At 74.7% G+C, this 14411-nt stretch carries 15 protein-coding genes; 11 read left to right on the forward strand and 4 right to left on the reverse strand.

Annotated elements, in window-relative coordinates; translation table 11 throughout:
• Window positions 1-614: 614 nt before the first annotated feature.
• From alr to tsaD, 7 genes are read left to right on the forward strand one after another with little or no spacing between them, the layout of a single operon-like run.
• Entirely contained in the window at window positions 615-1718 is a 1104-nt protein-coding gene (gene alr / locus LWC33_RS22680) for an alanine racemase (RefSeq protein ID WP_233306502.1), read from the forward strand.
• Window positions 1719-1720: 2 nt separating this feature from the next.
• A complete protein-coding gene (locus LWC33_RS22685; RefSeq protein WP_233306455.1) occupies window positions 1721-2830 on the forward strand; it encodes an alpha/beta fold hydrolase in 1110 nt (369 codons plus the stop codon).
• The gene (gene tsaE, locus LWC33_RS22690; RefSeq protein WP_233306456.1) at window positions 2827-3282 is read left to right on the forward strand and encodes a tRNA (adenosine(37)-N6)-threonylcarbamoyltransferase complex ATPase subunit type 1 TsaE; all 456 of its coding nucleotides are present in this window, start codon (window positions 2827-2829) and stop codon (window positions 3280-3282) included. Before LWC33_RS22685 ends, tsaE begins: the two co-directional genes overlap by 4 nt.
• Before the next feature lie 7 nt (window positions 3283-3289).
• Window positions 3290-4000 (forward strand): HAD family hydrolase, encoded by a 711-nt coding sequence (locus tag LWC33_RS22695; RefSeq protein ID WP_233306457.1) that lies wholly within the window; start codon window positions 3290-3292, stop codon window positions 3998-4000.
• Window positions 4001-4047: 47 nt separating this feature from the next.
• The gene (tsaB, locus tag LWC33_RS22700; RefSeq protein ID WP_233306458.1) at window positions 4048-4731 is read left to right on the forward strand and encodes a tRNA (adenosine(37)-N6)-threonylcarbamoyltransferase complex dimerization subunit type 1 TsaB; all 684 of its coding nucleotides are present in this window, start codon (window positions 4048-4050) and stop codon (window positions 4729-4731) included.
• Between the two features lie 14 nt (window positions 4732-4745).
• Complete coding sequence (gene rimI, locus LWC33_RS22705) at window positions 4746-5195, forward strand: ribosomal protein S18-alanine N-acetyltransferase (protein ID WP_233306503.1); 450 nt, start codon at window positions 4746-4748, stop codon at window positions 5193-5195.
• Window positions 5192-6235 carry a tRNA (adenosine(37)-N6)-threonylcarbamoyltransferase complex transferase subunit TsaD gene (tsaD, locus tag LWC33_RS22710; protein WP_308190990.1) on the forward strand — a complete coding sequence of 348 codons (1044 nt, stop codon included), beginning with the start codon at window positions 5192-5194 and terminating at the stop codon, window positions 6233-6235. Before rimI ends, tsaD begins: the two co-directional genes overlap by 4 nt.
• Before the next feature lie 93 nt (window positions 6236-6328).
• Here the strand turns inward: tsaD and LWC33_RS22715 are convergent, their stop codons facing one another.
• Entirely contained in the window at window positions 6329-7042 is a 714-nt protein-coding gene (locus tag LWC33_RS22715; RefSeq protein WP_233306459.1) for an ArsR/SmtB family transcription factor, read from the reverse strand.
• A 66-nt stretch (window positions 7043-7108) separates the two neighbouring features.
• Here LWC33_RS22715 and LWC33_RS22720 point away from each other — a divergent pair, with 66 nt between their 5' ends.
• Window positions 7109-8425 carry an MFS transporter gene (locus LWC33_RS22720; protein WP_233306460.1) on the forward strand — a complete coding sequence of 439 codons (1317 nt, stop codon included), beginning with the start codon at window positions 7109-7111 and terminating at the stop codon, window positions 8423-8425.
• Between the two features lie 50 nt (window positions 8426-8475).
• On the opposite strand, the gene LWC33_RS22725 is transcribed toward LWC33_RS22720, so the two are convergent.
• On the reverse strand, window positions 8476-9096 hold the full coding sequence (locus tag LWC33_RS22725; RefSeq protein ID WP_233306461.1) for a TetR/AcrR family transcriptional regulator: 621 nt from the start codon (window positions 9094-9096) through the stop codon (window positions 8476-8478).
• Between the two features lie 478 nt (window positions 9097-9574).
• Window positions 9575-10501 carry an aldo/keto reductase gene (locus LWC33_RS22730; RefSeq protein ID WP_233306462.1) on the reverse strand — a complete coding sequence of 309 codons (927 nt, stop codon included), beginning with the start codon at window positions 10499-10501 and terminating at the stop codon, window positions 9575-9577.
• 189 nt (window positions 10502-10690) lie between these two features.
• Between LWC33_RS22730 and groES the strand changes: the two genes are divergently transcribed.
• Window positions 10691-10981, forward strand: a complete 291-nt coding sequence (gene groES, locus LWC33_RS22735; RefSeq protein WP_013677399.1) for a co-chaperone GroES — start codon at window positions 10691-10693, stop codon at window positions 10979-10981.
• A 96-nt stretch (window positions 10982-11077) separates the two neighbouring features.
• Window positions 11078-12694 (forward strand): chaperonin GroEL, encoded by a 1617-nt coding sequence (gene groL / locus LWC33_RS22740; protein ID WP_233306463.1) that lies wholly within the window; start codon window positions 11078-11080, stop codon window positions 12692-12694.
• A gap of 101 nt (window positions 12695-12795) precedes the next feature.
• Here the strand turns inward: groL and LWC33_RS22745 are convergent, their stop codons facing one another.
• Window positions 12796-13116 carry a WhiB family transcriptional regulator gene (locus LWC33_RS22745; RefSeq protein ID WP_308190991.1) on the reverse strand — a complete coding sequence of 107 codons (321 nt, stop codon included), beginning with the start codon at window positions 13114-13116 and terminating at the stop codon, window positions 12796-12798.
• Window positions 13117-13260: 144 nt separating this feature from the next.
• Between LWC33_RS22745 and LWC33_RS22750 the strand changes: the two genes are divergently transcribed.
• Entirely contained in the window at window positions 13261-14400 is a 1140-nt protein-coding gene (locus tag LWC33_RS22750; protein ID WP_233306465.1) for a MerR family transcriptional regulator, read from the forward strand.
• Window positions 14401-14411 lie beyond the last annotated feature (11 nt).

Genomic DNA, 14411 nt, shown 5'->3' on the forward strand with positions numbered 1-14411 from the left:
ACGAGCTCGCGGGTGCCGTACCTGCACGTAGATGGTGATCAGTGTCGGCATGGTCGCCGGTTCCGTGCACAGAAGGTTTCGCCGGCTGCCGTGAGCGCACGAATTCGCTGATCTTGAGGCAGACCTCCTGCCGCCCGCCGTGGCGGTCGCCTGGATCCGCGTCTCGGATGCACCGGGTGCACCGGACGCGCGGGCTTCCCGGGACAGCGCCCGGTCCGGAAGTCCCGGCTGCCCGCGGGGCTCGCCCACCGGCTCGTCCGGCCAAGAACATCGTCGTGACCCAGGGCTTCGTCGGCGGCCACCCGCGTGGCCCCGGCCGCACACCCGCTCGGACACCGCACACCCTGTCGACGGGGTGTGCGGCTCACCCCGCCGGTGTGGCACGGAGCTCGGACCGGTGTGCGACGAGCCGAGGGCTGTGCGGACGGGATCCCTTGTCCCCCACCACGACCGTGATCGATACAGCTCCTGTCGGGGGCGGATGTCAGAATGCGGGCGTGTCCTCGCTTCCCGGAACGGCCCCACCCGCCGGATCGGCCCCGCAAGCCAGAACGGCCCCGCCGGGCGGAACGCCCCACGGCACGGCTCATCCGCGCGCCGAGGCGGCGGTCGACCTGGGCGCGATCCGGCACAACGTCGCGCTGCTGTCCGGGCTGGCCCGGGAGTCGGGCGCGGGCACGATGGCGGTCGTCAAGGCCGACGGGTACGGGCACGGCGCGGTCGAGGTCGGACGCGCGGCGCTGACGGCCGGCGCCACCTGGCTCGGGGTGTGCACGATCGAGGAGGCCCTGGAGCTGCGCGCGGCCGGCATCACCGCCTCCGTGCTCTCCTGGCTGCACCTGCCGGACGAGGACTTCGCCCCGGCCGTCGCGGCGGACGTCGACCTCGCCGTCTCCTCGGTCCGGCACCTCGCCGGCGTGCTCGACGGCGCCCGTCGCGCCGGCCGTCCGGCCCGGCTGCACCTCAAGATCGACACCGGGCTGTCCCGCAACGGCTGCCAGCCCGCCGACTGGCCCGAGCTGCTCGACGCGGTGGAGAAAGCCGGGGAGGAGGCCGAGGTCGTCGCCGTGTGGTCGCACCTCGCGCACGCCGACCAGCCGCACCACCCGGTGATCGACACCCAGCTCGCGCGGCTGAACGCGGCCTGGGAGCAGGCCCGCGAGCGCGGGTTCGCGCCGCTGCGGCACCTCGCCAACTCCGCGGCCACGCTCACCCGCCCCGACCTGCACCTCGACCTCGTCCGGCCCGGCATCGCGGTCTACGGGCTCGACCCGCTGGACCGGCCGGTCGAGGAGTCGCCACTGCGTCCGGCGATGGAGTTCCGGGCACGGGTCGCGCTGGTCAAGCGGGTCCCGGCCGACGAGGGCGTGTCGTACGGGCACGAGTGGACGACCCCGCACGGGACCACGCTGGCCCTGGTGCCGGCGGGCTACGCGGACGGCGTCCCGCGCCGGCTGAACTCCCGCGGCCGGATGCGCGTGCACCTCGCGGGCAAGGTCCGCCCGGTGGTCGGCCGCGTGTGCATGGACCAGGTCGTCGTCGACTGCGGCGAGGACGAGGTCCACGAGGGCGACACCGCCGTGCTCTTCGGCGCGGGCGTCGGCGGCGGCCCCACCGCCCAGGACTGGGCCACCGAGCTGGGCACGATCCACTACGAGATCGCCACCGGCGTGCACGGCGCCCGGGTCCGCCGCACGCACCTGGACGTGGGGGAGTGAGCGTGGCCGGCCGGAGGCTGTGGCAGGCGCTCGGGGTCGCGGGCGGGGTCGTCGGGGCGGCGGGTGCCGCGGTCGGCGTCGGGGTGGCGAGCCACAAGCGGCACGAGATCGCCAAGGAGCGCCGCCGGCTCGCGGGCGAGCTGGACGCCGCGGGCCGGCAGCCGGGGGCCGAACCGGCGCCGACGTCGTCGTCGGTCATGGCCGAGGACGGCATCCGGCTGGCCTGCGAGGAGGTGCCCTCCCGCACCGGTGAGCCGCTGCTCACCGTGGTGCTGGTGCACGGGTTCGCCCTCGACCGCCGCACCTGGCACTTCCAGCGGGAGGCGTTCCCGCTGATGGCGGACCCGTCGGTGCGCACGGTGCTCTACGACCAGCGCAGCCACGGCCGCTCCGAGCGCGCGCCGCAGGAGAGCTGCACGATCGACCAGCTCGGCCACGACCTCGACTCGGTCATCCGGGCGTTGGCGCCGGACGGGCCGCTGGTGCTCGTCGGGCACTCGATGGGCGGGATGACGCTGATGGCCCTCGCCGAGCAGCAGCCCGAGCTGTTCGAGTCGCGCGTGCTGGGCGTGGGGTTCGTGGCGACGACGGCGGGCGAGATGGGCAGCGCGGGCCTGCCGGGCACGCTGCTCTCCCGGCACAACCCGGTCACCCGCGGGCTCGGCGCGCTGGCCCGGGTCCAGCCGCGGTTCGTGGAGGGCGCGCGCAAGGCGCTGGGCGACGCCGTCTGGGGCGTCACGCGGCGCTTCGCGTTCGGCGACCGCCGCGTCGACCCGGCGCTGGTCGACCTGGTCGACACCATGATCAGCGCCAACGCGCTCGACGCGCTCACCGACTTCGCCGACACCCTCGGCACGCACGACCGGCTGGCGGCGCTCCCCGCCCTCGCCGGCTGCGAGGTGCTCATCGTCGCCGGCACGAAGGACCAGGTGATCCCGTACTCGCACAGCGAGCGGATCGCCGCCGAGCTGCCGAAGGCCGAGCTGCTGGAGCTGGAGGGCGTCGGGCACCTGCCGCTGCTGGAGCGGCACGAGGAGGTCCAGGAGGCCCTGGAGGGACTGGTCCGGCGGGCGGCCTCGCGGGCCCCGCGCCGGCGCAGGAGGCGAGCATGACGTGGGACGAGCCGGTCGAGCTCCCGGAGCAGGCCGACACCGAGGCCTACGGCGAGGAGCTGGGCCGCGAGCTGGGCGCCGGCGACCTCGTCGTGCTGTCCGGGCCGCTGGGTGCGGGCAAGACGGCGCTGGTCCGCGGCCTGGCCCGCGGGCTGCGGGTCGCGGGCCCGATCACGTCGCCGACCTTCGTCATCGCCCGGGAGCACCGGCCGCTGCCCGACGGGCCGGGCGTCCCGCTGGTGCACGTCGACGCATACCGGCTCGGGGCGGTGGCCTCGGTCGCCGCGGAGCTCGACGACCTGGATCTCGACACCGACCTCACCGAGGCCGTCGTCGCGGTGGAGTGGGGCGAGGGCGTGGCCGAGCGCCTCGCGGAGAAGCACGTGCTGGTGCACCTGGAGCGACGGGAGGACGACGTCCGGGTCGCGCGGGCGGAGCGGGTCGCGCCGTGATCGCGCCGTGATCGAGGCCGTCCTCTTCGACTGGGGCGGCACGCTCACGCCCTGGCGCACGATGGACTTCCACGCGGGCTGGCGGGCCTACAGCGAGGTCCTGCACGCCGGCGAGCCGGAGCGGGCCCGCGAGGTCGCCACGGCCCTCGCCGAGGCCGACACCGCCCGCTGGGCCGGCGTCCGGAACGACGCGCACGCCTTCCACCTCGCCCACGTGCTGGCCGACGCCGCGGTCGACGAGACCTCCGAGCTGCACGGTGCCGCACTGGAGGCCTACCGGGAGTTCTGGGTGCAGGCAACCCACACCGACCCGGAGGCGGCGCCGATGCTCGAGGAGCTGCGCGGGCGAGGGCTGCGGCTCGGGGTGCTGTCCTCCACGATGTGGCCCGGCGAGTGGCACGAGGAGTGGCTGCGCCGGGACCGGGTGCTGCACCTGTTCGACGGCGTGACCTGGAGCAGCGACCTCGAGTACACCAAGCCGCACCCCGAGGCCTTCCGCGCGGCGATGGCCGCCGTCGGGGTCGAGGACCCGGCGCGCTGCGTCTACGTCGGCGACCGCCCGTACGACGACATCAGCGGCGCCAAGGCCGTCGGCATGCGGGCGGTGCTGGTGCCGCACAGCGACATCCCGGTGGCGCAGCGGGTCCCGGTCGACGTCGAGCCCGACGGCGTGATCCAGCGCCTGGCCGAGCTGCCCGGGCTGTTGCGGGACTGGTAGACGGCCCGGCGGACCGGCGTCCGGAGGGCGCTCGTAGGCTCGGTGGCGTGCTCGTGCTGGCCCTGGACACCGCCACGCCCGCCGTCACCGCCGGTGTCGTGCGGCTGACCGACGGCCCCGGCGCCCGCGTCGCCGAGCTCGGCGTGCGGGTCGCGCACGACGCCCGCAAGCACGGCGAGCTGCTCATGCCCGGCGTGCAGGGCGCCTGCGCCGACGCCGGGATCCGGCTGGGCGAGGTGGAGGCGATCGTCGTCGGCGCCGGGCCCGGGCCGTTCACCGGCCTGCGGGTCGGCATGGTCACCGCCGCCTCGCTGGGCGACGCGCTCGGCGTCCCGGTGCACGGGGTCTGCTCGCTCGACGCGATCGCCCAGGCCGTCGTGCTGCCCGGCAAGCTCACCGGGAACCTGTTGGTGGCCACGGACGCGCGGCGCCGCGAGGTGTACTGGGCCGCGTACGAGGCGGAGGGCGCCCGGCTGACCGGGCCGACCGTCGAGAGCCCCGACGCGGTGGCCGAGCGGCTCGACGGCCTGCACCTGGTCGCCGCCGCCGGAACGATGGCCGAGCGCTTCGGCCTGCCCGTGCGCGAGCCCGCGAGCCCCACGCCCGCCGGCCTGGTCGCCGCGGCCGCCCCGGCCCTGGACTCCGGTCGAGCCCCGGGCCCGCTCGAGCCGCTCTACCTGCGCCGGCCCGACGCGGTCCCGCCCGGGGAGCGGAAGAAGGTGCACACGTGAGCGGGACCGGCACCGTGACGATCGGCCCGTTGTACCGGGCCGACGCGCCGCGCTGCGCCGAGCTGGAGAAGGTCCTCTTCCCGGGCGACGACCCCTGGAGCGCCCAGGCGTTCCGCGACGAGGTCTCGCGCGGCCTCCCGTACTTCGCCGCCCGGCTCGACGGCGAGCTCGTCGGGTACGCCGGGCTCGGCGTCACCGCGGGTCCGCCGCAGGCCGAGGCGGAGGTGCACACCATCGGCGTCGACCCCGCCCACCAGGGCCGCGGCGTCGGCCGCCGGCTGCTCGACGCCCTGCTGGGCGTCGCCGACGAGCTGCACGCGACGGTGTTCCTCGAGGTCCGGACGGACAACGAGCCCGCCATCGGGCTCTACGAGAAGACCGGGTTCGCCGTCGTCGGGCTGCGGAAGCGGTACTACCGGCCCAGCGGGGCCGACGCCTACACGATGAAGAGGGACCCCCGGTGACGATCGTTCTCGGTATCGAGACCTCCTGCGACGAGACCGGCGTGGGGATCGTCCGGATGTCGGGGTCCGGGGTCGCCGAGCTGCTCGCGAACGAGATCGCGTCGAGCGTGGAGGAGCACGCCCGGTTCGGCGGCGTGGTCCCGGAGGTGGCGTCGCGGGCGCACCTGCAGGCGATGGTCCCGGCGGTGCACCGGGCGCTGGAGACCGCCGGCCTGAAGGGCTCCGACGTCGACGCCGTGGCCGTCACCGCGGGTCCCGGGCTCGCCGGCGCGTTGCTCGTCGGGGTCGCGGCGGCCAAGGCCTACGCCACGGCGTGGGACGTCCCGCTGTACGGGGTGAACCACCTGGCCGCGCACGTCGCGGTCGACACCGTGCAGCACGGGCCGTTGCCGCCGGCGCTGGCGCTGCTCGTCTCCGGCGGGCACTCGAGCCTGCTCGCGGTGCCGGACCTCGCCGGACCCGTCACCCCGCTCGGCGCCACGATCGACGACGCCGCGGGCGAGGCGTTCGACAAGGTCGCCCGGCTGCTCGGGCTGCCCTTCCCCGGCGGCCCGTGGATCGACAAGGCCGCACGCGAGGGCGACCCGGCCGCGATCCACTTCCCCCGCGGGCTCACCGGGCCGCGGGACGCGAAGTACGACTTCTCGTTCTCCGGGCTCAAGACGGCCGTCGCGCGGCACGTCGAGGCGCTGGAGCGGGCGGGGACCCCGATCCCGGTCGCGGACGTCGCCGCGTCGTTCCAGGAGGCCGTGACGGACGTCCTCACCATGAAGACCGTGAAGGCCGCGCAGGAGTACGGCATGGACACGGTGCTGCTCGGCGGCGGGGTCGCGGCCAACTCGCGGCTGCGGGCGCTGGCCGAGGAGCGCTGCACCGCCGCGGGCCTGCGGCTGCGGGTGCCCCGCCCGGTGCTCTGCACGGACAACGGCGCGATGGTCGCCGCGCTCGGCGCGCACCTCGCCCACACCGGCGCCACACCGTCCGACCTCGCCCTCCCGGCCAACTCGAGCCTGCGGGTCACCGAGGTCCTGGTTCCCTGACCCGCGAGTCGGCACCTCCGGGTGACCGAGTCGCACATCCCGGTCGCTCCCGGGATCGCACGTCCGCCCGACCGGAGGTGCCGACTCGCGGGATCAGACACCGAAGGTGCGGGCCAACCCCTCCTGGCCCGCCTCGGTGACGGTGACGGCGCGGTCCTTCGGTGCGCGCCGCACCCAGTCCAGCTCGACGAGCCGGGCCAGGATCCCCGCGCCCGCCGCGCCGGACAGGTGGTGGGCCTGCTCGGTCCAGTCGACGCAGTAGCGGATCGTGCGGCGGCCGGGGGCGAGGCGGACGCCGAAGTCGTCGAGCCAGGCGTCGCCGTCGGCGGTGAACCGGTAGTCGACGTCGTGCCCGAACCCGACGGGCGGGTCCGCGTGGTCGCGCCGGCCGTCGCCACCACCGAGCAGGCCGGCGTCGACGAGGTGCCGCATGATCGCGACGCCGAGCTCGCCGGCGAGATGGTCGTAGCAGGTCCGGGCCCGGCGCAGCGCCCGCGCGCGGGTGCCCTCGCGCAGCGACGTGACCGGCCGGGGTGGCGCGAGGGCGACCATCGCCTCCAGCAGCCGCCCGACGTGCGGGCCGGCGAGCCGGTAGAAGCGGTGCCGGCCGTGCGTCTCCACGGTCACCAGCCCGCCCTCGCGCAGCTTGCCGAGGTGGCTGCTGGCGGTCGCGGCGCTCACGCCGGCCTCGGCCGCGAGCCGGCTCGCGGGCAGGGCGCGGCCGTCGTCGAGGGCGAGCAGGATGCGGCAGCGGCGCTCGTCGCCGAGCAGCGCGCCGACCGCGGCGATGTCGGCGTCTCCGGGCATGCCCCGAGGCTAGGGCCGGAACGGTTCGACGGCCGTCGAAGCGGTCCGCGCCTAGCGTCGGGAGGCGTGTCGAGGAGTGTGCGTACCGGACTGTGGACCCTCGTCGCCGCGTCGCTCGGCTTCGGCGTGGTGCAGCTGGACGTGACCGCCGTGAACGTGGCCGTCGAGGCGATCGGGCAGGCCCTCGGCGGGGGCGTGGCCGGCGGGCAGTGGGTGGTCAACGCCTACACCGTCACCTTCGCCGCGCTGATCCTGACCGCGGGCGCGTTCGGCGACCGGATCGGCGCCCGCCGCCTGTTCACCGGCGGGTTCGTGCTGTTCACGCTGGCGTCGGTGGCCTGCGGGCTGGCACCCGGGCTCGGCGCGCTGATCGCCGCGCGGGCCGTGCAAGGAGTCGGGGCCGCGGTTCTGGTGCCGTGCTCGCTGGCACTGGTCGCGCACGCCCATCCGACGCCGGCCGCCCGGGCCCGCGCCGTCGGGATCTGGGCGGCGGGGGCGAGCATCGCGCTGTCCGCGGGCCCGCTGCTCGGCGGCCTGCTCGTCCAGGTCGCGGGCTGGCGGACGTTGTTCCTGATCAACGTGCCGCTGGGGATCGTCGGGGTGCTGATCACCGCCCGCCGGGTGCCGGAGACGCCCGCCTCCCGCGCCCGGGGCGTCGACCTCCCCGGCCAGCTCGCCGCCGTCACGGCGCTCGCGGCGCTGGCCGGGGCGACCATCCTGGGCGGCGTCGCGGGGTTCGGCGCGCCGTCGGTGCTGGGCCTCTACGGGCTCGCCCTCCTGGCCGGGATCGGGTTCGTGGTCGCCGAGTCCCGCGGCGCGACGCCCATGCTGCCGCTCGCGTTGTTCCGGCGGCCGGTGTTCGCCTCGGCGTCGGCGATCGGTGTGCTGGTCAACGTGTCCTTCTACGGGCTGATCTTCGTGCTCGGGCTCTACCTGCAGCAGGCTCTCGGCCGGTCGCCGCTGGTCACCGGCCTGGTCTTCGCGCCGACGACGGTCGCCGTGGGCATCGCGAACCTGCTGGCCGCCCGCCTCGGCGGCCCGCGCCGGACCGTCGCCGTGGGAGCGGGGCTGCTCGCCGCGGGCTGCCTGACCGTCCTCACCGCCGACGCGATCGTCGTCGGCCTCGCGATCGCCGGGTTCGGTCTCGGGCTGGTGGTCCCGGCCATGACGGCGGCACTGCTCGGCAGCGTCGAACCAGCGCGGTCTGGCGTCGCGGCGGGCACGCTCAACACGGCCCGGCAGGCGGGCAGCGTGGTGGGCGTCGGCCTGTTCGGCGCGCTCGCGGCGGGGAACCTCGCGGCCGGCCTGCACGCGGCGCTGTGGATCTCGGTCGGGATCGCCGTGGCCGTCGGGTCGCTCGGCCTGCGCCTGGCCCGCGCCTGACGCCGCGCACAGGCGCCTGACGCCGCGCACGGGCGGCGGAGCCGCTGGAGCTACGCGCAGACCACGTGGTCGAGGAGGTGCCGGGCACCGGTCCGGAGGTCGTCGAGGGCGAGCCCGGAGCCGGCGAGGTGGCGGAGCAGCGCCTGCTGGAACAGCCCGTCGAAGGTCGCGTAGGCCAGCGCGGAGCTGCACGTGGCCTCCCGGCCCCCCAGCTCGGCGTAGCGGCCGACGATCCGCCAGATCATCCGCTCCAGGCTCTCGTCGATCTCGGCGACGTCGGGCCGGAAGGACTCCTCGAACAGCGACTGGGAGCGCAGGTCGTACCAGAGCCGGTGCATCAGCGCGTCGTCCCGGCAGGTCGTCGCGAGGCCCTCGGCGAAGTCCGCGGCCAGGCCCTCCGGGGTCTCCGCGTCGGCGACGATCGCGTCGTAGCGCTGCACGCACACGGCCTTGTAGCGGCGCACGCAGTACATGATCAGCTCGACCTTGTCGCGGAAGTAGTAGTGCAGCGTGCCGTGGCTGAACTCGGTGTTCTGCGCGATCTCCCGCAGGCTGGTGCGCGCGTAGCCGCGCTCGGACAGCGTCTGCAGCGCGCCCTCGGCCAGCAGCCGGCGACGCTCCTCGAACTTGTCGACCTGGCGGCGGGACACCCGGTCGGCAGCGGTGGTCACGATGACGAGGGTAGCGGATTGGACGTACGTCAAGAGAATTCTTGACAGTCGTCCAGGACTCCTGTCAGGCTAGGGACCCGCACCACTGGTGCAGCGACGTGACGGGCGGTGGAAGTGCGCCGCTCGGGCCGCGGCGCAGAAGGCGGTCCTGTCCGGCACCCCGGCCGGGCTGCCGGGCGGACATGCCGCCCCTGAGAGAACCATCCGGACAAGGGCGCCCCCTCGGGTCGGGACGCTCCCTGCCCGATCCGCGGCGGGACGTCCTTGTCCGGGCACGTCGTAGGCCTGCCCTACGCGGCGGCCCGGGCGCTGCGGCGCTCGGGCGACCGCCCCGGCGAGGGGTCGGCATCGTCTCGGCCGACGACGAGCCCCCCTTCGTCGAGGACCGGATCGACGGCGTGAAGGCGTCGAAGCAGGTGTGTCGCGCGACCTACCTGCTTCGTCGTCGGCACGATGCCGAAGGAGATCGCGGGCGGCGTCAGCCGCTCACGTGGGACAGGAGGCGCAGCTCGTCGTCGGTGAGCCGCAGGGTGAGCATCGGCAGCAGGTTCTGCAGCTGCTCCACCGTGCGGGCCGACGCGATCGGCGCGGCGACGGTGTCCTGCGCGGCCAGCCAGGCGAGCGCGACGGCCGGGACGGGGACCTCGTGGCCCACGGCGATCTCGTCGAGCACCGCCAGGACGGCCCGCCCGCGCGGGTCCTCGAGGTACGCCGACGCGCCCTCGGCCCGCACGCTGTCGACCTTCTCGCCGCGGTACTTGCCGGTGAGGAAGCCCTTGGCCAGCGCGTAGTACGGTAGGCAGGCGATCCCCTCCGACCGCAGCAGGTCCTGCAGCGACGACTCGAACTCGGCCCGCTCCATCAGGTTGTAGTGCGGCTGGAGGGCGGTGTAGCGGACCAGCCCGTCCCGGGCGGAGATCTCCAGCGCCGAACGCAGCCGTGCGGCGGAGAAGTTCGACGCCCCGACCTGGCGGACCTTGCCCTCCTCGACGAGTGCGTCGAAGGCGTCGAGCGTCTCCTCCTGCGCGGTGTCCGGGTCGTCCTTGTGCGCGTAGTACAGGTCGATGTGGTCGGTGCGCAGCCGGCGCAGCGAGTCCTCGCAGGCGGCCTTGATGTTCTCCCCGCCCAGGCCCGCGCGCTGCGGCAGCGAGCCCACCTTCGTGGCGACGACTATCGCGTCCCGGTTCCCGCGCGCGGCCATCCAGTTCCCGATGATCGTCTCGGATTCGCCGCCGCGGTTGCCGGGAACCCGGAACATGTACGAGTCCGCGGTGTCGACGAACGTGCCGCCCGCCTCGGCGAAGGCGTCGAGCACCGCGAACGAGGTGTCCGCGTCGGCGGTCCAGCCGAAGACGTTGGCGCCCAGACAGAGGGGCGAGACCTCGAGTTCTCCCACAGTCGGCATGGCTCCGGAGCCTACGACCGCGAACGGGTGGCGGGCCCGTTGAACGGCTGGCACTCTCGTGGGTAGAGTGCCAACCGCACAGTTCAGGTCGGGTCGCCCCGGCACCCGCGACGGCGGGGCCCCTGGTCGGCTGTCGGTGGACAGTACTACGGACAGTTCGTGAATCACCCCAGGAAAGGGGAGGTCAGCGTGGCGAACATCAAGCCGCTCGAGGACAAGATCGTCGTCCAGGCCAGCGAGGCCGAGACCACCACGGCCTCCGGCATCGTCATCCCGGACACGGCCAAGGAGAAGCCGCAGGAGGGCAAGGTCCTCGCGGTCGGCCCGGGCCGGATCGACGACAACGGCAACCGCGTGCCGCTCGACGTGGCCGTCGGCGACGTCGTCATCTACTCGAAGTACGGCGGCACCGAGGTCAAGTACAACGGCGAGGAGTACCTGATCCTCTCCGCGCGCGACGTGCTCGCCGTCGTCAACTGACGACTGCCGCGTGAATCCCGCCCCGGCGGCCTCCGTCCGTCTCCCGGGCGCGGCCCCGGGGCGGTTCCGTCTCCACACCATGAACGAGAGGCTCTGATGCCGAAGCAGATCAGCTTCGACGAGGACACGCGGCGCGCGCTCGAGCGGGGTGTCAACCAGCTCGCCGACGCCGTGAAGGTGACGCTCGGCCCGCGCGGCCGCCACGTCGTCATCGACAAGAAGTTCGGTGGCCCGACCGTCACGAACGACGGCGTGACCATCGCCCGCGAGATCGACCTCGAGGACCCGTACGAGAACCTCGGGGCGCAGCTCGCGAAGACCGTCGCCACCAAGACGAACGACGTCGCGGGCGACGGCACCACCACCGCCACCGTGCTCGCCCAGGCGCTGGTCCGCGAGGGCCTGCGCAACGTGGCCGCCGGCGCCAACCCGACCGCCCTCGGCCGCGGCATCGCCGCCGCCGCGGACAAGGTGTCGGACTGGCTGCTGTCCAAGGCCATCCCGGTCAACGGCGCCGAGCACATCGCGCAGGTCGGCACCATCGCCTCCCGCGAGGAGGAGATCGGCCGGCTGATCGCCGACGCCATCGGCTCCGTCGGCAACGACGGCGTGATCACGGTCGAGGAGGGCTCCACGCTCGCCACCGAGCTGGAGATCACCGAGGGCCTGCAGTTCGACAAGGGCTACCTGTCGCCGTACTTCGTCACGGACGCGGAGAGCATGGAGGCCGTCCTCGAGGACGCCTACATCCTCCTGCACCGCGACAAGATCAGCTCGATCCAGGACCTGCTCCCGCTGCTGGAGAAGGTGCTGGGCGAGGGCAAGCCCCTGCTGATCATCGCCGAGGACGTCGAGGGCGAGGCCCTGTCGACCCTGGTCGTCAACTCGATCCGCAAGACCGTCAAGGTCGCCGCGGTCAAGTCGCCGTTCTTCGGCGACCGTCGCAAGGCGTTCATGGACGACCTCGCGATCGCGACCGGCGGCCAGGTCATCAACCCGGAGGTCGGGCTCAAGCTGTCCGAGGCCGGGCTGGACCTGCTGGGCAAGGCCCGCCGGGTCGTCGTCACCAAGGACGCCACGACGATCGTCGAGGGCGCCGGCAAGGCCGCGGACATCGAGGGTCGGGTCGCCCAGATCAAGGGCGAGATCGAGACCACCGACTCCGACTGGGACCGCGAGAAGCTGCAGGAGCGGCTGGCCAAGCTGTCCGGCGGCGTCGCGGTCATCAAGGCCGGCGCGGCCACCGAGACCGCCCTCAAGGAGCGCAAGCACCGCATCGAGGACGCGGTCGCCGCGACCCGCGCCGCGGTCGAGGAGGGCATCGTCCCCGGCGGCGGGTCGGCGCTGGTCCAGGCCGCCGCCGCGCTGGGCGAGCTCACGCTCCCCGGGGACGAGGCCACCGGTGTCGCGATCGTCCGTCGCGCGCTGACCGCCCCGCTGTACTGGATCGCCGCCAACGGCGGCGTCGAGGGCGCGGTCGTCACCGCCAAGGTCGCCGAGCAGGAGTGGGGCAAGGGCTTCAACGCCGCCACGCTGGCCTACTCGGACCTCCTGGCCGACGGCGTCATCGACCCGGTCAAGGTCACGCGCAACGCGGTGGTCAACGCCGCGTCGATCGCGCGGATGGTGCTCACCACCGAGAGCGCCGTGGTCGACAAGCCCGAGGAGGCCCCGCCGGCCCCGGCCGCCGCCGGGCACGGGCACGGGCACTGAGCCGGGACCGACCCCGGTAGTACGGCATACGAAGGGCGGGTGGCCTCACGGCCACCCGCCCTCCGGCGTTCTCCGGCGCTCCGACGGGCCGTGCGGTCACCTCACGCGGGCTGCACGCCCTTCTTCGCCTCGATCCTGAGCCGCCGGTCGCGGCCGCGGATGATCGCCTCCCGCTCGTGCTCGGACAGCCCGCCCCACACGCCGTAGGGCTCCTGCACCTGCAGCGCGTGCCGCCGGCACAGCTCCATCACCGGGCAGGTCGCGCAGATCTCCTTGGCCCGCCGCTCGCGGTTCGCCCGCGCCGGGCCGCGCTCGCCCTCGGGATGGAAGAAGAACGAGCTGTCCATCCCGCGGCACGCCCCGTGCATCTGCCAGTCCCAGACGTCGGAGACCGGCCCCGGGAGCCGCCTGATGTCCGCCACCGTCATCACCCACCCGTTCGAAGCGAAGGTCGTTGCTCGGCAACGAGGTGCCCAGCATAGAAACGCGCCAAACCTTGTTCAAGAGGTTCGCTCGACGAGCCGTGTCCGGTTGCCCCGGCGGGGGCGAGCCCCGACCATGGGCGGGTGACCACGCAGCCGCTGCCGGAGCACGCGCCCGAGCGCGCCCGACCTGCGCCTGGGGCTGACGTGGACCAGCACGGCGCACCGGAGGGCCGCATGGCGAATACCCCGTCCGGGGTCGTCGACACCCCCCGGTTGACGGTCGCCGCCGTCGCGCGGCGGCTCGGCGTCGCCCCGGCGACCCTGCGGACCTGGGACCGGCGCTACGGCCTCGGACCCTCGGCCCACACCCCGGGCGCCCACCGGCGCTACGGGGCGGCGGACATCGCTCGTCTCGAGCTGATGCAGCGAGCGTTGCTGCAGGGGGCGAGCCCGGCCGAGGCGGCGCGGCACGCCCTCGCCGCGCGGTTGCCGGATCCGGGCGCCGGGCGGCCCGTCGGGGTGCCCGGCCGGGGCGCCGCGGAGCCCGGGGCGGGGGAGGGCGGCCCGCTGCTGCTCGCGGGCCGGCCGTCGGACGACGAGCTCGACCTCGGCGCGCGCGTGCGCGTCGGCGGGCGGGTGCTGCGGCTGCCCGGCGCGAGCCGGCGGGCCCGCGGTGTCGGGCGGGCGGCCCTGTCGATGGACGCGCCCGCGGTGCGCCGCCTCGTCGACGAGGCCATCGCCGCCGACGGGCTGGTCCGGGCCTGGAACGACGTCGTCCGGCCGGTGCTGTGTGCGGTCGCCGAGCGCTGGGAGTCGACCGGCGCCGGGGTGGAGATCGAACACCTGGTCAGTGAGGCCGTGACCGCGGTGTACGGGGCCCGCTCGCTGGCAGCGGCCCGGAGCGTGGCGGACACGCGCCCCGTCCTGCTGGCGAGCGCGCCCGGCGAGTGGCATCACCTCCCGCTCGCCGTCCTGGCAGCCGTGCTGGCCGAGCGGGGCGTGGCGTACCGCCCGCTCGGGCCGAACCTGCCGCTCGACGCCCTCGCGGCGGCCGTGCGCCGCACCGCGCCCGCCGCGGTGGTGCTGTGGGCACAGGGCCCGGGGACGGCCGATCCCGATCTCTTCGCCGCGCTGCCCCGTACCCGGCCCCGCTTCCGCTCGTTTGCCGCAGGGCCGGGCTGGACGGACATCGTCCTCGCGCCACGGATCGGCCGCCTCGACTCGTTGACGTCGGCGGCGGACGCGGTGACGAACCTGATTCTCATCACCCACAAGAACTAGTACATGTGGGT

Source organism: Pseudonocardia terrae, from assembly GCF_021343995.1.
In the GTDB taxonomy this organism is placed as follows: Bacteria; Actinomycetota; Actinomycetes; order Mycobacteriales; family Pseudonocardiaceae; genus Pseudonocardia; species Pseudonocardia terrae.